The sequence below is a fragment of the Streptomyces capitiformicae genome (genome assembly GCF_002214185.1).
GTDB classification, from domain to species: Bacteria; Actinomycetota; Actinomycetes; order Streptomycetales; family Streptomycetaceae; genus Streptomyces; species Streptomyces capitiformicae.
Genome location: NZ_CP022161.1, coordinates 3,727,425 through 3,746,315 on the forward strand (window position 1 = coordinate 3,727,425; position 18,891 = coordinate 3,746,315).

Below are 18,891 nucleotides of genomic sequence, written 5' to 3' on the forward strand. Positions count from 1 at the left end.
CACGGCAAGAGCACGGCGAAATCAGGGAGTGAACGGGCATTGCGCATCGGAGAGTTGAGCCGGAGAACCGGGGTGCCGGTGCCGACGATCAAGTACTACGTCCGTGAAGGGCTGCTGCCCGCGGGCGAGCTGACCAGCCCCAACCAGGCGGCCTACGGCGAGACGCACGAGCGGCGCCTGCAACTCATCCGCGCCTTGCTCGACGTGGGCGGCATGAAGGTGGCCGAGATCGCGGACGTACTGACGGCCGTCGACGACCCGACGCGCCCCCTGCACCAAGTGCTCGGCACCGCCGCGGACCATCTCTCCGACGCGGACGCCGAACGCGACGACACCGAGTCGGCGGCCGCCAGAACCGCCGTCACCGACCTCATCGCCCGGCGCGGCTGGCGCACGGACGAGTGCAGCCCCGCGGCGGCGGACCTGACGAAGGCCCTCGCCGCGATGGCCCGGTTGGGCCACGGGGCTTTCGTCGAGGTGCTCGACGACTACGCCGAGGCCGCCGAACAGGTGGCCCGCGTCGACCTCGCCTACGTGGACCGGCGCGCGGAGGTCGAGGAGATCGTGGAGAGCGTGGTCATCGGGACCGTACTGGGCGAGGCGGTGTTCAGCGCCCTCCGCCGACTGGCCCACGTGGACGCCTCGGCGAAGCTGTACGGCGAGGACGGCCCGCCGGCACGGACGACGCCGGCACGGACGACGCCGGCACGGACGACGCCGGGACGGACGACAAGCTGACCCGACCCCTACTCGGGTGCCGCCAGGTCGAACCACACCGCCTTGCCGTCGGGATGGACCAGGCCGCCGTTGTGCGGGAGGGCGGAGGCCGTTCCCCAGTGGCCCCCGGTGAGGGCGTCCACGAGGTACAGGCCACGGCCGCCCTCCTCCCACCCGTCGGGGGTCAACTCCCGCATGACCGGCGGGTTCTCGTCACCGTCGTAGACGATCACTCTGACCCGCCACGACTCCACCGCCAGCCAGAGAACCGATCCTCCCCCTTTGGCGTGCACACACGCGTTCGTGACCAGTTCCGATGTGCACAGGGCGGCCGCGTCCACGAGGGCGTCGAGGCCGAGCGCACGCAGCACGGTGGCGACGAAGTCGCGGGCGATCTGCGGGGAGGTGTCGAGGGGCGGGCAGAAGAGGGTGTACGTCGTCGCCGTGGGGGAGAGCCAGGGGGCGGGGGCTGGAATGTTCCGGACGGTTTCGGGCATGGATGATCAACTCCATTGCGACGAGAAGGGATTGCCTGGGTCCCTACCGCGTCGGTGGCTCCTCCTCGGGTGTCGACGGGCCCGGGGTGCGCTTTCAACTGGCGGTACGCAGGGGGTGAGTTGCGGACGAAGTTATGGACGAGTCGCGTATGAGTAGTCAGTTGAGCACTCTCCGTGAGCGCAGGAATGACCGTAGTCGGCATATTTGCACTGCCGCAATGGGGTCGGTGGAAGTACTACGAAAGCGCCCCACAGCCACCCATAGCCCCCCGCGGCCGCCCATCACCGCGCGCCACCCCACGCCACCCCCCACCCGAAACGCCCATGTGATGATGGGTCGCGGGGCTCACCGAGGACGGTCGGGGACGGGCGGGGCCCTTACGGGGACAGGAACGGGACGGACATGACCAGTCGGTTGCTCATGACGTACGACGCGCGCGCCAAACGGCTCGGCGTGCGGGCACGGCCCGCCGAGGAGGTACGCGGGTCCACGCGCGCGACGGCCATCCTGGACCACGACGACCCCCGGATCAGGACCCTCGCCCAGCGGGTCGAGAGCGAGGCGACCCCGCTCGACGCGCTGCGGGCCGCGCACCGGATCATCGCGCGTGACGTACGCCCGGTGTACTCGGTCGAGGACCGCCGGCGCGTCTCTCGCACCCTGCGGCTCGGGCGTGGCTCGTGCAGTCAGCGGATGGCGGCGCTGGAGGCGGTCGCCCGGGCCGTCCGCCTACGGACGCGCGTACGCGGGCTGCTCGTCGACGGGGCGTTCTGGTATCCGCGCTTCCCGCGCCTCAAGCCGTTCGTGCCGGAGGAGGTCCCGCTGGCCTGGCCGGAGTTCCGGATCAACGGCGCGTGGATCCCCATCGGCGAACTCTTCACCGCCCCCACCACCGACCGCCCCTACGCCAACAAGGGCGGCGAGACCCTCTTCGACGCGGTCGCCCGCACCGGCATCCGCTGGGACGGCGACACCGGCACCGACACCGCCCCCACCTGCGCCGCCCCCACCTGCGCCGCCGACGGCCCTCCCTGCGACCTCTCCGCCCAAGTACTCGCCGACCTCGGCCACTTCGACGACCGCGACGACCTGTTCACCCGCCACGGCCAGACCCTGTGCTGGACGGCCCGCACCCTGGGCGAACCGATACTGGGCCGCTGGAGCGCGGGAGCACGGGCAGCGAGCGGCCCGAGCCGCTGAAACCTCCACCCCTCTACCCGCTACACCCCACGCACGGTGAACCCGATCACCAGCCCCCCGCCCTCCCGGCGGAACGCGAACGGCGCCCCGCCGTGCGCCGCCGCGACCGCGCGCACGATGGACAGGCCGAGCCCGGAGCCCGGCAGGCTGCGCGCGTCGGGGGCGCGGTAGAAGCGGTCGAAGATGCGTTCAAGGTCGCAGCCGGCGACTCCAGGGCCCCGGTCGAGGACCTCGACCCGGACGACCTCCGCGTCGCCGGCGTCGTCCCGTCCGGCCAGTCCGCCCAGTTGTCGTAGTTCGCCCGATTCAGCCTGGTCGGCATGGTCACCCGGGAACGGGCCCCCCACTCCACCCCGCGCGACCACGACCTCGATCGCTCCCGATCCCCCGCGGTCGAACTTGGCCGCGTTCTCGACCAGGTTGGACACGGCCCGCTGCAACGCCCCGGCGCGGCCCTCGACGGTGGTGCCGCCCTCCGCCCGTACGACGACCTCCCGCCCGGTGCGCCGGCGCGCGGTGGCCGCGACGTCCTCCGCCACATCGGCCAGTTGGACGCGCTGCACGGGCTCGGTGCCGGACTGTCCGGCCGCGAGATCGACCAACTCGTTGACGAGGTCGGTCAGTTCGCGGGCCTCCTGGGCGAGGTCGTCGACCAGTTCCTCCCGGACGCCGGCCGGCAACTCGTCGATGCGCCGCAGCAGCGAGATGTTCGTACGCAAGGACGTGAGCGGCGTCCTCAGCTCGTGCCCCGCGTCCTGCACCAGCCGCCGCTGGTCCTCCTCGGACTGCGCGAGCCGTACGAGCATCCGGTCGAAGGAGCGGCCGAGGCGCCCCACCTCGTCCCGTCCGGCGACCGGCACCTGGATGCCCAGGTGCCCGGTCCGGGCCACATCCTCCGCGGCGCTCGCCAACTGCACGAGCCGCCGGGTCTGCCGCCGGGCCAGCCACCACCCGAACAACCCGGCCGAGAGGACGACACCGGATACGAACAGCAGGGTCCGCTGCTGCAAGTCCCTCAGCAGATCCTCCGTGTCGCTGAACTCCTGGGCGACCTGGACGGCTCCCCGGCCGCCGCCGAGCGCGACGGTCGCGACCCGGTAGCGGTCGTCGCCGACCTCGACCTCACCGTGCTCGACCATCACCCCGGCGCGGGCCGCACCGGCCGTACGGCGGTCGGCGGGGCGTACGGGCAGGCCGGGGGCGCCCTCGTCGAGGATCTGCCCCGCCGGGCCGAGCACCTGGACATCCGTACGGCCGGACCGGATCAGGTCGTCGCGCGGACCGCCGCTCCCGCTCGGCGTGAAGTCCTCCGGCGTCAGCGGATCCAGCTCCACCAGCTCCCGCAGATCACGGACGACCTCGGCGAACACGGTCTGCTGATCCACCCGCACCAGCCGCGCGGCCGCGCTGTAGCTGAGGATCCCGACGAGCACGGTGACGACGCACGCCACGGCCACGAACGACACCGTGAAGGTCGCCCGCAGCGAGGACGACGGTCGCAGCCGACGGAGCGGCGCCAGCAGACCTCGTACTCCCAGCCCTCCCCGTGCTCCCCGCACTCGGCATCGCCCTCGGTCTCAATCTCAGTCTCAGTCTCAGTCTTCCCGGAGCGCGTACCCCACACCGCGCACGGTGTGGATCAGCGCGGGGGCCCCGGGCTCGTCGAGCTTGCGCCGCAGATAGCCGACGTAGACGGCGAGGTTCTTCGAGCCGGGGCCGAAGTCGTAGCCCCAGATACGGTCGTAGATGGTGGCGTGGTCGAGGACGATCCCGGCGTTGCGGACGAGCAGTTCGAGCAGGTCGAACTCGGTCCGGGTCAGCTCCAGCTCACGCGCCCCCCGCCAGGCCCGCCGCGCCTGTACGTCCATCCGCACCCCGGCGGCCGTGACCAGCCCGGCGGCGTCCTGCGCGGTCCCGTTCGCGGTCGGTCCCGGCGGTACGGACGTCGCGGCGACGGGGGCGTCCCCGGTGTTCCCCGTCCGGCGCAGCAGCGCGCGCAGCCGTGCGAAGACCTCCTCCACGTCGAACGGCTTGACGACGTAGTCGTCCGCCCCGGCGTCGAGCCCGGCGATCCGGTCGGCGGTCTCCACGAGCGCGGTGAGCATCAGGATCGGCGTCCGGTCGCCCTCCGCGCGCAGCACCCGGCAGACCTGGAGGCCGTCGATGCCGGGCATCATCACATCGAGCACCAGCACGTCCGGCTGCCCGCGGTGCGCCTGGGCGAGCGCCTCGACGCCGTCGGCGACCGCCGTGACCTCGTAACCCTCCAGGGTCAGCGCGCGTTCCAGCGCATGGCGGATGGCGCGGTCGTCCTCGGCGAGCAGCACGTTCTGGGGCACCCCACCAGTCTGCCAACGTCATGGACGCCCACCACCATGCCGGGGGCCCCGGGCCCCCCTTCTTACCGGCCTCTCACCCCGAACAAGCGACCGACTTACGGCGCCGGACCACGGTGTCCGTGTCATGGCCGTCCACCAGGGGACCCGAACCGGACGAGCGGAGGGAGCGAATGGAGTACAAAGTGTCCGAAGAAGTGCAATACGCCGATACACCTACACGCACACCCACACGCACACCCACACGCACACCTGAACCGCTGGGAAGGTAGCGCATGAGCCGCCGCATGAAGATCGTGTTCCTGCTGCACAACGCGTACGCCATCGGCGGCACCGTCCGTACGACACTGAACCTGGCGTCGGCGCTCGCGGACCACCACGACGTGGAGATCGCCTCGATGGCCCGCCACCTGGACGCCCCCCGCTTCACCGTCGACTCCAGGGTCGCCCTCGTCCCGCTCGTGGACATCCGCCCGCACAGCCCCGACCTGCGTGATCCGGCCCAGATGCAGCCCGCCACGGACTTCCCCGCCGCCGACAAGCGCCACCACCAGTACAGCCGCCTCACCGACCTCCGGGTCCGCGCCTACCTGGCCGCCTGCGGCGCGGACGTGGTCATCGGCACCCGCCCCGGCATCAACGTCTACGTCTCCCGCTTCGCCCCCCGCCGCGCCCTGCGCATCGCCCAGGAGCACCTGCGCCACGACGCCCACAGCAAGCAGCTCCACAAGGTCCTCGCCCACCACTACCGCACCCTGGACGCGGTCGTCACGACCACGGCGGCCGACGCCGAGGTGTACCGCGCGCGGATGAACCTGCCGGGCGTACGGGTGATGTCGGTCCCCAACATCGTCCCGGAGCCCGCCGTCGCCCCGTCGGACGGCACGGCCCCCGTCATCGCCGCCGCCGGCCGCCTCATCCGGGGCAAACGCTTCGACCTCCTCCTGGAGGCGTTCACGACGGTCGCCGCGAAGGAACCCGACTGGCAACTGCGCATCTACGGCGGCGGCAAACAGAAGGACCGCCTGGAGTCCCTCATCCACGACCTGGGCCTCACCGGCCGCGCCCATCTGATGGGCCCGCACACCCCCATCGAGACCGAGTTCGCCCGCGCCTCCATCGTTGTCAGCGCCTCCGACGCCGAGTCCTTCGGTATGACCCTCGTCGAGGCCATGCGCTGCGGCGTCCCCGTCATCAGCACCGACTGCCCCCTGGGCCCCGCCGAGATCATCACCGACGGCACCGACGGCCGCCTGGTCCCCGTGAACGACCCCCACGCCCTGGCCGACGCCCTCCTGGACCTCATCACCGACCCGGACCTACGCCACGCCATGAGCCAGGCGGCCCTGAAGAGCGCCCACCGCTACGACCCGGCCCCGATCGTGGCAAGGTACGAGACCCTCTTCACGGACCTCAACACCACCCGTCTGACCCGAACTTGGGACCGCCAGTACGCGAGGGCAAAGGGCTGGCTGGGGCGTTTTTAGGGGGCTGGCTGCAGCGTTTTCAGGGGCGCGGGGCTGTGTCGATCTGCGGCTCCGCCGCGTGGGCGCGAGCAACCACAACCAACCCGCACCCTGCCAGCAACCACGCCCCCAACGGCGAATCTCAGCCGAGGCCCACCGAACCAGAGGCCACCAAAGAACCATGGCTGGGCGCATCCCGCACAGCCGCCGGACGGCCCTTCGCAAACTCCTCCCGCAGCACAGGAACAACCTCCTCCCCCAACATGTCGATCTGCTCAAGCACCGTCTTCAATGGCAACCCCGCGTGATCGACAAGGAACAACTGCCGCTGGTAGTCCCCGGCATACTCCCGAAACGCCAACGTCTTCTCGATCACCTGCTGCGGCGACCCCACGGTCAACGGCGTCTGCTCGGCGAAGTCCTCCAGCGAAGGCCCGTTCCCGTACACCGGCGCGACATCGAAGTAAGGCCGGAACTCCCGAACCGCGTCCTGGGAGTTGCGACGCATGAACACATGCCCGCCCAGCCCCACGATCGCCTGCTCGGGCGCCCCGTGCCCGTGGTGCGCGTACCGCTGCCGGTACAGCTCGACCATCCGCTTGGTGTGATCGGCCGGCCAGAAGATGTTGTTGTGGAAGAACCCGTCCCCGTAGAACGCGGCCTGCTCGGCGATCTCCGGCGAGCGAATGGACCCGTGCCAGACGAAGGGCGGCACCCCGTCCATCGGCCGCGGAGTCGACGTGAACCCCTGGAGCGGCGTACGGAACTTCCCAGCCCAGTCGACGACGTCCTCGCGCCACAACCGGTGCAGCAGGGCGTAGTTCTCGATGGCGAGGTTGATGCCCTGCCGGATGTCCTGCCCGAACCACGGATAGACCGGTGCGGTGTTGCCGCGCCCCAACATCAGATCCACCCGGCCATCCGCCAGATGCTGGAGCATCGCGAAGTCCTCGGCGATCTTCACCGGGTCGTTGGTGGTGATGAGGGTGGTCGCGGTGGAGAGGATGAGCCGCTCGGTGCGCGCGGCGATCCAGCCCAGCATGGTGGTCGGCGACGACGGCACGAACGGCGGGTTGTGGTGCTCCCCGGTGGCGAAGACGTCGAGCCCGACCTCCTCCGCCTTCAGGGCGATCTCGACCATCGCCTTGATGCGCTCGCGCTCGGTCGGCGTCCGGCCCGTGGTGGGGTCAGGCGTCACATCACCGACGCTGAAGATCCCGAACTGCATCATCGCTGCCACCCTCCGAAACTTGTTTACGATTCAACGATACCTCCCCGCGGCTGTCAGTGGCGCCCTCTACTCTCGCCGCATGGCCACCCCACGCCGTGACACCCGAGGCGTCCGTCAGGACACACAAGGCATCGTCGACGCCGCCGACCTCCTCGCACACGTGGACTTCCGCCGCCACGCCCCCGCGGAACCCCTGCGGCCCTACGTCGAGCAGTACTGGCTGATCGACTGGGACCTCCCCGAGCCGTACGTCTCCCACGTGGTCCCGCACCCGGCGGTCAACATCGTCTTCCAGCACTTCACCGGCGAGAGGCCCTTCGCCGAGGTCGCCGGCGTCCAGCTGGACCTCTTCGCCCAGAAACTGGAGGGCCGTGGCCGGGTCTGCGGCATCAAGTTCCGGCCCGGCGGCTTCCGCCCCTTCGCCCCCGACCGCCCGGTGACCGACTGGACCGGCCGCCGCATACGACAGCCCGAGGTCTACGCCGCCACGGACCCGGCCACCGTCCTCACCCCCGACGACGAGGAGGCCCGTATCGCCGCCCTCGACGCCTTCCTCCTGCACCACCGCCCCAGGCCGGACCCCCAGGCCGACCTCGCCATGACTCTCGTGGACCGCATCCACACCGACCGCACCATCCGCCGCGTCACCGACTTCGCCCGCGCCGAGGGCATCTCCGTACGACTCCTGCAACGCCTCTTCGCCGCGTACGTCGGAGTCGGCCCCAAGTGGATCATCCTCCGCTACCGCATCCACGAGGCCCTCGAACGCGCCGAAACCGACCCCGAGGTCGACTGGGCGGCCCTCGCCGCCGACCTCGGCTACGCCGACCAGGCCCACCTCGTAAGAGACTTCACGGCGACGGTAGGCGTCCCACCGACGACGTACGCACAGGCCCTGACGCCTGCTTCTACTTCGCGTGCGTGACCGCGTAGATCATCACGAACGCCACGATGTGGATACCGAAGAGGAAGTAGCCGAGGTACCACCACATGTACCGCTCGTTCTTCGTCTCCTCCACCAGCCGGCGCTGTTCCGGAGTCGGGGTCGGGGTGGGGCTCTCGTCCTCTGCCGGCATCACAGCTCCCGATGGACCTTGGTGTTGGAGGCCTGGGCGCGGGGGCGCAGGACCAGGAGGTCGACGTTGACGTGGCTGGGCCGGGTGACCGCCCAGGTGATCGTGTCGGCGACGTCGTCGGCGGTCAGGGGCTCCGCGACGCCCTCGTAGACGCTCGCCGCCTTCGCCGCGTCACCGCCGAAGCGGGTCAGGGCGAACTCGTCCGTCTTCACCATGCCGGGCGCGATCTCGATGACCCGGACCGGCGTACCGACGATCTCCAGCCGCAGCGTCTCGGCGAGGACATGCGCCCCGTGCTTGGCGGCGACATAGCCCGCGCCGCCCTCGTACGTCCGGTGCCCGGCCGTCGACGACACCACCACCACCGTGCCGTCACCGCTCGCGGTCAGCGCCGGCAGCAGGGCCTGGGTGACGTTGAGGGTGCCGATGACGTTGGTCTCGTACATCTGCCGCCAGTCGGCGGGGTCACCGGTGGCGACGGGGTCGGCGCCGAGCGCGCCACCCGCGTTGTTGACCAGCACCCCGATCGTCCTGAAGGCAGTCGCGAACTCGTCCACAGCCGCACGATCGGTCACATCCAGGGCGTACGCGGCGGCCTGCCCACCGGCCTTGTTGATCTCCTCCGCCAGCGCCTCGATCCGGTCCTTGCGGCGCGCCGTCAGCACGACCCGGTACCCCGCCGCGGCCAGCTGCCGGGCCGTGGCGGCACCGATCCCACTGCTCGCACCGGTGACGACGGCGATGCGGGAGGCGGCGGACGGTACGGCGGCGGCCATGAGCAGCTCCTGAACATACGGACGGGTCAAGCGTCGGACAATGTCTCGCCCGGCCAGGATAGGTGGGCGGTGAGACACTGAGATGAGTGATCCCCTGGTTGAGGAGGTGGCTCATGGGACAGGCACGTGAGGTCATGGACCGGCTCACGGACGCGGTCACCACACACCCGGACCTCAAGGCCCTGGGCGCGCTGTACGCCGAGGACGCGGTCGCCATCACCCCCGACGGCGGCGAGCTCCACGGTCGCGACAACATCGTCGCGTACTGGCGCCAGATGACGGACGCCATCCCCGAAGGGACGTTCGAGACGGTACACGCCTACGAGGTCGGCGACACGGCCATCGACGAGGGGTTCTTCAGCGGCAAGAACACCGGCCCCATCCAACTGCCCTCCGGCGAGACCATCCCCGCCACCGGCAAGGACATCAAGATCCGCGGCGTGGACTTCGCCACCGTCAAGGACGGCCGGATCGTCGAATACCGGCTCTACTTCGACGAGATGGAGTTCCTGGGCCAGCTGGGGCTACTGCCGGAAGAGCCGTCCTGACCAACCCTGTCAACTGCCTCGCGGCGCATACATGATCACCACCATGCCCGCGAGGCAAATGAGCGCCCCCGTCAGATCCCCATGCCAAGCGATCAGTGACCGCATGAGGAGGCTCCCGGTCCCACCGGGGGCCTCCTGCGTCATCCCTTCACGCAGATGAACTGCTTCAGCTTCGCCACGACCTCGACCAGATCACTCTGCTGAGCCATCACCTGATCGATGTCCTTGTAGGCGGCCGGAATCTCGTCCAGGACCCCTGCGTCCTTACGACACTCGACGCCCCGGGTCTGCGCCTCCAGGTCCCGCACGGTGAACCGGCGCTTTGCCGCGTTGCGGCTCATGCGCCGACCCGCCCCGTGCGAAGCCGAGTTGAAGGCCTTCTCATTCCCGAGCCCCTTCACGATGTACGAGCTAGTGCCCATCGAGCCCGGAATGATTCCGTAGTCGCCGGAGCCCGCACGGATCGCACCCTTCCGGGTGACTAGCAGATCCATGCCCTCGTACCGCTCCTCTGCGACGTAATTGTGGTGGCAGGAGATCTCCTGCTCGAAGGTCGGCTTCGCCTTTTTGAACTCCTTGCGAATCACGCCCTTCAGGAGCGCCATCATGATCGCACGGTTGTACTTGGCGTACTCCTGTGCCCAGTACAGGTCGTTTCGGTAAGCCGCCATCTGAGGCGTGTCCGAGACAAAGACAGCAAGATCGCGGTCGACCAAGCCCTGATTGTGCGGAAGTCTCTGCGCTACACCGATGTGGTACTCGGCGAGTTCCTTGCCGATGTTCCGAGACCCGGAGTGCAACATGAGCCAGACCGCACCCTCCGAATCTATACAACATTCAACTAGATGGTTGCCGGCGCCTAGCGTCCCCATCTGCTTAAGCGCCCGCTCCTCCCGGAATTTCACCGCATCGGCAACCCCGTCAAACCTCCCCCAGAAGTCGTCCCACCCCGCGGTCCCGAACCCGTGCAGCTGCCCGGGATCCACCGGATCGCCATGCATCCCCCGCCCCACCGGAATCGCCTGCTCGATCTTCGACCGCAGCCTCGACAGATCTCCCGGCAGATCATTCGCCGTCAGGGACGTCTTCACCGCCGACATCCCGCAGCCGATGTCCACCCCCACCGCCGCCGGACACACGGCACCCTGCATCGCGATGACGGACCCAACCGTCGCGCCCTTGCCGTAGTGGACGTCCGGCATCACCGCCAGGCCCTTGATCCACGGCAGGGTCGCGACGTTCCGCAGTTGCTGGAGCGCCCCGTCCTCGACCGACGCCGGGTCGGTCCACATGCGGATGGGTACCTTCGCGCCCGGTATCTCGACGTACGACATCTCGTCCTCAAATCCCCCGAAAGAAAGCAAAAGCATGAGAAGGCAAAACCGGCGCCAAGGTCGACGAAAGGGATGCCGGACCGGCGTTCACGGCAGTGCGTGCGATACACATGGTGCCCGGGGGTCGCCCCCGGGCGGCAAGTGAATAAGCACAGGACAGCGCAGCGCAGGTGTCCCCAGGGGACCGTCGAGAGGAGCCTCACCGTGCATCGGAAGGCGTACGTACCGGGCGTCGCCATGCTCCTCGCGGCAGTGCTCACCGCGTGCACCGGGTCGGAGGACAGCGGTTCGGCGGACGACCCGCTCCCGGGCGACGCCGCCGCGACGGCGCCCACCGCCGAGCCCGGCCGCTACGACACGCTCCCCGAGCCCTGCGGTTCCGTCGACCACGGCACCCTCGCCTCCTTCCTCCCCGGCATCAAGCAACTCACGGACGAGGAGCAGCGGCAGCAGGCGTACGAGGGCGAGGCGACGCAGACGTACGACACGGACCGGAAGGCGGGCTGTCGCTGGAAGGTGGAGTCAGCGACGGCGACGGACTATCTGTTCGTCGATTTCGAGCGTGTGGTGTCGTACGACCGCACGGTCAGCGACGACAGCAAGGCGCAGGAGGTGTACGGCGGCAGGGTGGAGGCGGCGGATCTCCCGGAGCCGGCGCCGTCGCCCAGCGAGTCGGCCGATGACTCGGACGATGACTCGGACGATGACTCCACCGCCTCGCCGTCGGACAGCGCGGCCTCGGGGTCCGCGTCCACCTCCCCGAATTCCTCCGGTTCTTCCGGTTCTTCCGGTTCCTCCGGCTCGCCCGCCACTGCGAACCCGACCGCCTCCACGACTCCGGCCTCCCTCCAGCCTCGTACGCTCGATGGTCTCGGTGACGAGGCGTTCCTGGACGACGCGCTCGGGACGAGTCGGCAGCGGACGGTGACTGTGGTGTTCCGCACGTCGAATGTGATCGTGACGGTGGAGTACGAGGAGCAGCCGGCGACCACGACAGATGTGCCGGACAGTGAGGAAATGCAGGACAGGGCACGGAAACTGGCCGAGTGGCTGGCGGAGTCGTTCGACGACTGAGCGGCCGGCGGGGGTGGTCCGGGCGTCCGGCCGAACCCCCTGAATCAGGACCGTACTTCTTCCTCACCGCGTACCGTGGCCCCTCGGACCCGTTTGGACGTCATGAGTGAAGGAACCATGCAGCGAGCCGCAGAGTCAGATGAGCATCAGTCGCGAATCGAGCGAATCGAGCGTTCCGTGCGTGCCCCCCGCGCGCGGGTCCTCGTGGGTGCCGCCGTCGCCCCGATGATGCTGTTGGCGGTCGGCTGCTCCTCGGGCTCGGACTCCGACAAGGCCTCCGGCGACGACGTACCGTCCGAGGTGGTCGAGTCGGCTCTGAACGACACGTCCACGCCGGAGGTCGTCGAGGCGGCGTACGCGGTGCTGCCGAACGCGTGTGAGGTGTTCTCGGAGAAGACGTTGAAGTCGCTGGTCCCGGAGGGTGCGAAGTCCGGGAAGGCGATCAACACCGCCGAGGCGAACGTGACCGGCGACTGCCGTTGGACCAGCCTCGACAACAACGGTGTGGACGGCTCCCAGTACCGCTGGTTGAGCGTGTCGCTGCATCTGCTGGAGTCGGACGCGACGAACGGCCCCGGTGAGGACAGGGCGCACTCGGCGTTCGAGTCGAAGGTGACGGCGGCGCAGGCCGTGGACGGCGCGAAGGGCGCCAAGTCGGAGCCGGTGACGGGCACGGGCGACGAGGCGACGGCGGTGCGCTACAACCTGGAGAAGAAGGGCGAGGGCACCTTCAAGCAGCAGACGATCGTGGTGCGTACGGAGAACGTCGTCATCACGCTCGACTACAACGGGGCGGGCCTGGCGGGTGAGAAGACCCCGGACGCGGCCGCGTTGCTGAAGTCCGCGAAGTCCGCCGCCAAGGAGGTCGTGGAGGCGGTGGAGGAGGCGAACGAGGGCGACAGCGCCTCGAAGTCTCCGTCGTCCGGTGCCACGAAGACTCCGTCGAAGGGTGCGACCACGGGTTCGTCGTCCTCGGGCGGTTCCGGTTCGGATGTGAGTTCCGACTCCGACTCCTCGGGCTCGGGCAGCTCGACGACCGGAGGCTCTTCGTCCGGTGGCAGCCGCAAGACCTCGCGGTAGTGCCCAACTCGTAATGATTGACTGATAAGTCGTAGTCCCACCAGGGCTTTTTCCGGAGCCCGGCCCCCTGTCGGAGCCGGGCTCGCCCCCTACCGACAACCAGTCCGCCGCACACATGTGCCACCCTGTTGCGCGCAACAACACGCAAGAGGAGGGGAGTACGGGTGGCCGCGCCAATGCAGCTGACTCGAATGCACCGCGTTCTCATCGGCGTGGTCGTGTTCGGCGCCGTCATCATCGCCGGGATCGGCTTCGCGGGTTCGTACGCGGCCGTGCGGGAGCTGGCCCTTCAGAAGGGCTTCGGGAACTTCTCGTACGTCTTCCCGATCGGTATCGACGCCGGTATCTGCGTCCTCCTCGCGCTGGACCTGCTCCTGACGTGGATCCGCATCCCCTTCCCGCTGCTGCGTCAGACGGCGTGGCTGCTGACGCTGGCGACGATCGCGTTCAACGGCGCGGCGGCGTGGCCGGACCCGCTGGGTGTGGGTATGCACGCGGTGATCCCGGTCCTGTTCGTGGTGTCGGTCGAGGCCGCCCGCCATGCGATCGGCCGCATCGCGGACATCACCGCCGACAAGCACATGGAGGGCGTCCGCCTCACCCGCTGGTTGCTCTCCCCTCTCCCCACGTTCCTCCTCTGGCGCCGTATGAAGCTGTGGGAGCTCCGCTCCTACGACCAGGTCATCAAGCTCGAGCAGGAACGTCTCGTCTACCAGGCCCGCCTCCGCTCCCGCTACGGCCGAGCCTGGAGGCGAAAGGCCCCGGTCGAGTCCCTGATGCCCCTCCGCCTGGCCCGCTACGGCGTCCCCTTGGCGGACACGGCCGCGGAGGGCTTGGCGGCGGCGGGGATAGAGCCGGCGCTACTGCCTCCGGCGCCCGTCGAGATAGCTGCGGGCAGTCGTGCCGCTGGGGCGGCACGGGTGGGCGCAGCGGCACCTCCCAGCGAGCAGCGCCCCCAACTGGAGAGCACCCCCACTCCGCAGCATCCTGACCCCGTCCAGTACGAGGAGCAGGCCCGCAAGGAACCCCCGGCCGACGAAAGCCCCTGGCTGCACGCCCGCCACCCCCAGGAGGTCCCCTACCAGGGCGGCTACGACCCCTCGTACGAGCCGGAAGAGCAGTACGAGCAGTGGTACGAGGAGCAGTTCCCGGAGCAGTACGAGCAGTCCCAGCAGTACGAGCAGTCCCAGCAGTACGAGCAGTTCGCGCCGGACCCTCGGGACCCCCGGTACCAGCAGCAACAGTTCGAGGAGCCCGAGCCCCAGGACGGCGAACCCTCTCCGGAGGAGACCGGCAGCTTCCCCATCCCCGCGGGTCCGGGCCGCACCCGTGAGCTGGGCGAGGGCGGCGGCACCCCGGAACCCCCTGCGCCGGACGAGGAGTCGTACTACCAGGTCTTCAAGCAGTCGATAAACGGCAGCTACCCCACCCCGCGCGAGCTCATCGACAACGTGCAGGCCGAGTTCGGCGTCACCCTCCCCGCGGAGGAGTCGAAGCGCATGGTGAACCGCTTCACCAACCGCCACACGGCGGAACTGGAAGAGGACCACATCGCGTAACCCGCCCGTGCACGAGGAGGGGGCGCCCGGTGATCACCGGGCGCCCCCTCCTCGTACTCCGCACTACGCGGCGTTACTCCCCGAGCAGAGCCCGCACCCGCTCCTGGCCCACCGCGAGCAGCAGCGTGGGCAGTCGCGGCCCGGTGTCACGCCCGACGAGCAGGTGGTAGAGCAGCGCGAAGAACGACCGCTGGGCGGTCTTGATCTCCGGCGGCAGCTCCTTGGGCGTGGCGTCGGCGGAGAACCCGGCCTGGACCTTGGGCACGCCGTAGACGAGGTGGGTGAGCCCGTCGAGGGACCAGTTCGACGAGAGCCCCTCCAACAGCAGCCGCAGCGAGCCCTGTGCCTGCTCGTCGAGGGACTTCAGCAGGTCGAGGTCGGGTTCGGTGCGCACGATGGTCCGCTGGTCGGCGGGCACGTGCGTGTTGATCCAGGCCTCGGCCTTGTCGAGCCGCGGCCGTACGTCGTCGAGCGAGGGCAGCGGGTCGGTGGGGTCGAGTTCGCTGAGGATGCGCAGGGTCTGGTCCTCGGCGCCGGCGGTGATGTCGGCGACGGACGCGAGGGTCCGGTACGGCAGCGGCCGGGGCGTCTTCGGCAGCTCACCGGCGGCGGTCCGTACGGCCCGCGAATGCGCGGCGATGTCGGCCGGCAGCGCGGAGCCGTCGGCGACCTTCCCGTCGAGCTTGTCCCACTCGTCGTAGAGCCGCTGGATCTCCTGGTCGAAGGCGATCTTGAACGACTGGTTGGGGCGGCGACGGGCGTAGAGCCAGCGCAGCAGCTGGGGCTCCATGATCTTCAGTGCGTCGCCGGGGGTCGGGACCCCGCCCTTCGACGACGACATCTTGGCCATGCCGGTGATACCGACGAAGGCGTACATGGGCCCGATGGGCTGCTTGCCCCCGAAGATCCCGACGATCTGCCCGCCGACCTGGAACGACGAACCGGGGGACGAGTGATCCACCCCGCTCGGCTCGAACACGACGCCCTCGTACGCCCATCGCATCGGCCAGTCGACCTTCCAGACCAGCTTGCCGCGGTTGAACTCGTTCAGCGCGACGGTCTCGGCGAAGCCGCAGGCGGTGCAGGTGTAGGTCAGCTCGGTGGTGTCGTCGTCGTAGGCGGTGACGGTGGTGAGGTCCTTCTCGCACCGCCCGCAGTAGGGCTTGTACGGGAAGTAGCCGGCGGAGCCGCTGCTGCCGTCGTCCTCGGCGGCGGCACCGGACCCCTCGGCGGCCTCCAGCTCGGCCTCGTCAACGGGCTTCTGCTGCTTCTTCGCTGGAGCCGGGGCCTTCTTGGTCCGGTACTGGTCGAGGATCGCGTCGATGTCGCCGCGGTGCTTCATGGCGTGCAGGATCTGCTCGCGGTACACGCCGGAGGTGTACTGCGCGGTCTGGCTGATCCCGTCGAACTCCACGCCCAGCTCGGCGAGCGCGTCGGTCATGGCAGCCTTGAAGTGCTCGGACCAGTTGGGGTGGGCGGAGCCCTGAGGGGCGGGCACGGAGGTGAGCGGCTTGCCGATGTGCTCGGCCCAGGAGGCGTCGATGCCGTCGACGCCGTTCGGGACCTTGCGGTACCGGTCGTAGTCGTCCCAGGAGATGAGGTGCCGGACCTCGTGGCCGCGCCGCCGGATCTCGTCGGCGACGAGGTGGGGCGTCATGACCTCGCGGAGATTGCCCAGGTGGATGGGCCCGGACGGGGAGAGCCCGGACGCGACGACAACCGGTTTGCCCGGGGCCCGACGCTCCGACTCCTCGATGACCTCATCCGCGAAACGGGAGACCCAGTCGGTGGTCTCGGTGCTCTGAGCCACGATCGGCACGTCCTCTTTTTCTGAGTGTTCTTCTGAGTGTTTTTCTGAGTGTTTCCAAGATCGGCCGGTACGGTCCCCGGCCGACGGCCTCATTGTCCCAGCCTTTCACTCCGTGGGTCGAACCGGGCGCCCATTAACTCGGGGGTGCGGTTCGTCGGCGAGTGCGGGTGGGTTGTGGTTGCTCGCGCAGTTCCCACCGGGCCCCTGAAGGGGCGCGGGGAACTGCGCGAACAGCCCCCACCGGGCCCGCAGCCACCCTCGAACCGAACCCCCCTCCCCATGAGGCGACCCCAAAAAGCCCTTTACCCCCCGTGGGATACTGGCCGCATCCGCCCGTACCCCAAGGAGAACGGCTCCCACCCCATGGCCCCGGTCACATCCCTCACCGCCTCCGTCAATCAGCGCCTCGCCGTCGCCCTCTCGGCCACTCTGCCGGAGGCCGTCGTCGACCCGCTGCTGCGACGCAGCGACAGGGCGGATTACCAGGCCAACGGAATCCTCGCGCTGGCGAAGAAGGCGAAGGCCAACCCCAGGGAGCTGGCCGCCCAGGTCCTGGCGAAGGTCGAGTCGGGCGACCTGCTGAGGGAGATCGAGGTCTCGGGCCCCGGCTTCCTCAACATCACACTCACCGACAAGGCGATCACCCGGAACCTCGCGGAGCGCTACGCGGACCCCGACCGCCTCGGCGTGGCCCTCGCGGAGCACCCCGGCACGACGGTCATCGACTACGCCCAGCCGAACGTGGCGAAGGAGATGCACGTCGGCCACCTCCGCTCCGCGGTGATCGGCGACGCGGTCGTCCAGATCCTGGAGTTCACCGGCGAGAACGTGGTCCGCAGGCACCACATCGGCGACTGGGGCACCCAGTTCGGCATGCTGATCCAGTACCTGGACGAGCACCCGCACGAGCTGGACCACCAGAAGAGCGACGACCTCCAGGCGTCCGGCGAGGAGGCGATGTCGAACCTCGACCGCCTCTACAAGGCGGCCCGGAGGCTGTTCGACGCGGACGAGGAGTTCAAGACGAGGGCGCGCCGCAGGGTGGTGGACCTCCAGGCGGGCGACCCGGCGACCCTCGCCGCGTGGCAGAAGTTCGTGGACGAGTCGAAGATCTACTTCTTCTCCGTCTTCGAGAAGCTGGACATGGAGATCCGGGACCCGGACATCGTCGGCGAGTCGGGTTACAACGACATGCTGGCCGAGACCTGCCGCCTGCTGGAGGAGTCGGGCGTCGCGGTCCGCTCCGAGGGCGCCCTGTGCGTGTTCTTCGACGACATCAAGGGCCCGGACGGCAACCCGGTCCCGCTGATCGTGCAGAAGTCCGACGGCGGCTACGGCTACGCGGCGACGGACCTCTCCGCGATCCGCGACCGTGTCTTCAACCTGAAGTCGAACACGCTCCTGTACGTGGTCGACGCCCGGCAGTCCCTGCACTTCAAGATGGTCTTCGAGACGGCCCGCCGCGCCGGCTGGCTGAACGACGACGTCAAGGCGCAGCAGCTCGCCTTCGGCACGGTGCTCGGCAAGGACGGCAAGCCGTTCAAGACCCGTGAGGGCGAGACGGTCCGCCTGGTGGACCTGCTGGACGAGGCGATCGACCGTGCCACGACGGTGGTCCGGGAGAAGGCCGAGAAGGTGGGCCTGACGGAGGAGGAGATCGTCGAGAACGGCCGTTACGTGGGCATCGGTGCCGTCAAGTACGCCGACCTGTCGACGTCCGCCGTCCGGGACTACAAGTTCGACCTGGACCAGATGGTCTCGCTGAACGGCGACACGTCCGTCTACCTCCAGTACGCGTACGCCCGTATCCAGTCGATCCTCCGCAAGGCGGGCGAGGCCGCGGCCCCGGTCGCGCATCCGGAGCTCGAACTGGCCCCGGCGGAGCGCGCGCTGGGCCTGCACCTGGACCAGTTCGGCGAGACCCTCGCCGAGGTCGCGGAGGCGTACGAGCCGCACAAGCTGGCCGCGTACCTCTTCAAGCTGGCGACCCTCCTCACGACGTTCTACGACCAGTGCCCGGTCCTGAAGGCGGACACCCCCGCCCAGATGGAGAACCGCCTGTTCCTGGTCGATCTGACGGCCCGCACCCTGCACCGGGGTATGGCGCTGCTGGGGATCCGGACGCCCGAGAAGCTGTAGCAGCCAGGAGCAGTAACGCGCCGGCCTGTTGGAACGCCCCCCCGTGG

At 69.3% G+C, this 18,891-nt stretch carries 17 protein-coding genes; 9 read left to right on the forward strand and 8 right to left on the reverse strand.

The window, feature by feature from the left end; all coding sequences use genetic code 11:
* The first annotated feature begins 39 nt into the window (after positions 1 to 39).
* Positions 40 to 738 carry a MerR family transcriptional regulator gene (locus CES90_RS16580; RefSeq protein ID WP_189783358.1) on the forward strand — a complete coding sequence of 233 codons (699 nt, stop codon included), beginning with the start codon at positions 40 to 42 and terminating at the stop codon, positions 736 to 738.
* Positions 739 to 746: 8 nt separating this feature from the next.
* Here CES90_RS16580 and CES90_RS16585 read toward each other — a convergent pair whose 3' ends face one another.
* The gene (locus tag CES90_RS16585; RefSeq protein WP_189783359.1) at positions 747 to 1,214 is read right to left on the reverse strand and encodes an ATP-binding protein; all 468 of its coding nucleotides are present in this window, start codon (positions 1,212 to 1,214) and stop codon (positions 747 to 749) included.
* Between the two features lie 403 nt (positions 1,215 to 1,617).
* Here CES90_RS16585 and CES90_RS16590 point away from each other — a divergent pair, with 403 nt between their 5' ends.
* Positions 1,618 to 2,415: a transglutaminase domain-containing protein gene (locus CES90_RS16590; protein ID WP_189783360.1), complete on the forward strand. Its 798-nt coding sequence runs from the start codon at positions 1,618 to 1,620 to the stop codon at positions 2,413 to 2,415.
* Between the two features lie 20 nt (positions 2,416 to 2,435).
* On the opposite strand, the gene CES90_RS16595 is transcribed toward CES90_RS16590, so the two are convergent.
* Together CES90_RS16595 and CES90_RS16600 are read right to left on the reverse strand one after the other, a co-directional pair.
* Positions 2,436 to 3,974 carry a HAMP domain-containing sensor histidine kinase gene (locus tag CES90_RS16595; RefSeq protein WP_408646602.1) on the reverse strand — a complete coding sequence of 513 codons (1,539 nt, stop codon included), beginning with the start codon at positions 3,972 to 3,974 and terminating at the stop codon, positions 2,436 to 2,438.
* Positions 3,975 to 4,010: 36 nt separating this feature from the next.
* Entirely contained in the window at positions 4,011 to 4,754 is a 744-nt protein-coding gene (locus tag CES90_RS16600; protein WP_189783361.1) for a response regulator transcription factor, read from the reverse strand.
* A 272-nt stretch (positions 4,755 to 5,026) separates the two neighbouring features.
* On the opposite strand from CES90_RS16600, the gene CES90_RS16605 reads away from it, so the two are divergent.
* On the forward strand, positions 5,027 to 6,238 hold the full coding sequence (locus tag CES90_RS16605; protein ID WP_373313348.1) for a glycosyltransferase family 4 protein: 1,212 nt from the start codon (positions 5,027 to 5,029) through the stop codon (positions 6,236 to 6,238).
* Positions 6,239 to 6,359: 121 nt separating this feature from the next.
* Here the strand turns inward: CES90_RS16605 and CES90_RS16610 are convergent, their stop codons facing one another.
* Positions 6,360 to 7,445, reverse strand: coding sequence for an LLM class flavin-dependent oxidoreductase (locus CES90_RS16610; RefSeq protein ID WP_189783432.1), 1,086 nt, complete (start codon positions 7,443 to 7,445; stop codon positions 6,360 to 6,362).
* An 82-nt stretch (positions 7,446 to 7,527) separates the two neighbouring features.
* Here CES90_RS16610 and CES90_RS16615 point away from each other — a divergent pair, with 82 nt between their 5' ends.
* The gene (locus CES90_RS16615) at positions 7,528 to 8,373 is read left to right on the forward strand and encodes a helix-turn-helix domain-containing protein (protein ID WP_189783362.1); all 846 of its coding nucleotides are present in this window, start codon (positions 7,528 to 7,530) and stop codon (positions 8,371 to 8,373) included.
* Here CES90_RS16615 and CES90_RS16620 read toward each other — a convergent pair.
* On the reverse strand, positions 8,357 to 8,524 hold the full coding sequence (locus tag CES90_RS16620; RefSeq protein ID WP_189783363.1) for a hypothetical protein: 168 nt from the start codon (positions 8,522 to 8,524) through the stop codon (positions 8,357 to 8,359). The two genes, CES90_RS16615 and CES90_RS16620, sit on opposite strands and share 17 nt — an antisense overlap.
* Positions 8,524 to 9,300, reverse strand: coding sequence for an SDR family NAD(P)-dependent oxidoreductase (locus CES90_RS16625; RefSeq protein WP_189783364.1), 777 nt, complete (start codon positions 9,298 to 9,300; stop codon positions 8,524 to 8,526). Before CES90_RS16625 ends, CES90_RS16620 begins: the two co-directional genes overlap by 1 nt.
* 113 nt (positions 9,301 to 9,413) lie before the next feature.
* Here CES90_RS16625 and CES90_RS16630 point away from each other — a divergent pair, with 113 nt between their 5' ends.
* Positions 9,414 to 9,848 carry an ester cyclase gene (locus tag CES90_RS16630; RefSeq protein ID WP_189783365.1) on the forward strand — a complete coding sequence of 145 codons (435 nt, stop codon included), beginning with the start codon at positions 9,414 to 9,416 and terminating at the stop codon, positions 9,846 to 9,848.
* Between the two features lie 140 nt (positions 9,849 to 9,988).
* On the opposite strand, the gene CES90_RS16635 is transcribed toward CES90_RS16630, so the two are convergent.
* Positions 9,989 to 11,182, reverse strand: a complete 1,194-nt coding sequence (locus tag CES90_RS16635; protein WP_189783366.1) for an RtcB family protein — start codon at positions 11,180 to 11,182, stop codon at positions 9,989 to 9,991.
* Between the two features lie 204 nt (positions 11,183 to 11,386).
* Between CES90_RS16635 and CES90_RS16640 the strand changes: the two genes are divergently transcribed.
* The 3 genes from CES90_RS16640 (at position 11,387) to CES90_RS16650 (ending at position 14,895) form a co-directional block, all read left to right on the forward strand.
* A complete protein-coding gene (locus tag CES90_RS16640) occupies positions 11,387 to 12,256 on the forward strand; it encodes a DUF3558 domain-containing protein (RefSeq protein WP_189783367.1) in 870 nt (289 codons plus the stop codon).
* Between the two features lie 102 nt (positions 12,257 to 12,358).
* Complete coding sequence (locus CES90_RS16645) at positions 12,359 to 13,336, forward strand: hypothetical protein (RefSeq protein WP_189783368.1); 978 nt, start codon at positions 12,359 to 12,361, stop codon at positions 13,334 to 13,336.
* 191 nt (positions 13,337 to 13,527) lie between these two features.
* A complete protein-coding gene (locus CES90_RS16650; protein ID WP_189783433.1) occupies positions 13,528 to 14,895 on the forward strand; it encodes a DUF2637 domain-containing protein in 1,368 nt (455 codons plus the stop codon).
* Positions 14,896 to 14,968: 73 nt separating this feature from the next.
* Here the strand turns inward: CES90_RS16650 and lysS are convergent, their stop codons facing one another.
* Positions 14,969 to 16,714, reverse strand: coding sequence for a lysine--tRNA ligase (lysS, locus tag CES90_RS16655; RefSeq protein ID WP_189783369.1), 1,746 nt, complete (start codon positions 16,712 to 16,714; stop codon positions 14,969 to 14,971).
* Between the two features lie 354 nt (positions 16,715 to 17,068).
* On the opposite strand from lysS, the gene argS reads away from it, so the two are divergent.
* On the forward strand, positions 17,069 to 18,844 hold the full coding sequence (gene argS / locus CES90_RS16660) for an arginine--tRNA ligase (RefSeq protein ID WP_189783370.1): 1,776 nt from the start codon (positions 17,069 to 17,071) through the stop codon (positions 18,842 to 18,844).
* Positions 18,845 to 18,891: the final 47 nt, after the last annotated feature.

Bases quoted from the DNA above. Each gene is read 5' to 3' on its own strand.
- CES90_RS16625 (WP_189783364.1), bottom strand. From the start codon at position 9,300: ATGGCCGCCGCCGTACCGTCCGCCGCCTCCCGCATCGCCGTCGTCACC.
- CES90_RS16585 (WP_189783359.1), bottom strand. From the start codon at position 1,214: ATGCCCGAAACCGTCCGGAACATTCCAGCCCCCGCCCCCTGGCTCTCC.
- CES90_RS16635 (WP_189783366.1), bottom strand. From the start codon at position 11,182: ATGTCGTACGTCGAGATACCGGGCGCGAAGGTACCCATCCGCATGTGG.
- CES90_RS16590 (WP_189783360.1), top strand. From the start codon at position 1,618: ATGACCAGTCGGTTGCTCATGACGTACGACGCGCGCGCCAAACGGCTC.
- CES90_RS16610 (WP_189783432.1), bottom strand. From the start codon at position 7,445: ATGCAGTTCGGGATCTTCAGCGTCGGTGATGTGACGCCTGACCCCACC.
- CES90_RS16630 (WP_189783365.1), top strand. From the start codon at position 9,414: ATGGGACAGGCACGTGAGGTCATGGACCGGCTCACGGACGCGGTCACC.
- argS (WP_189783370.1), top strand. From the start codon at position 17,069: ATGGCCCCGGTCACATCCCTCACCGCCTCCGTCAATCAGCGCCTCGCC.
- CES90_RS16615 (WP_189783362.1), top strand. From the start codon at position 7,528: ATGGCCACCCCACGCCGTGACACCCGAGGCGTCCGTCAGGACACACAA.
- CES90_RS16620 (WP_189783363.1), bottom strand. From the start codon at position 8,524: ATGCCGGCAGAGGACGAGAGCCCCACCCCGACCCCGACTCCGGAACAG.
- CES90_RS16605 (WP_373313348.1), top strand. From the start codon at position 5,027: ATGAGCCGCCGCATGAAGATCGTGTTCCTGCTGCACAACGCGTACGCC.
- CES90_RS16645 (WP_189783368.1), top strand. From the start codon at position 12,359: ATGAGTGAAGGAACCATGCAGCGAGCCGCAGAGTCAGATGAGCATCAG.
- CES90_RS16650 (WP_189783433.1), top strand. From the start codon at position 13,528: ATGCACCGCGTTCTCATCGGCGTGGTCGTGTTCGGCGCCGTCATCATC.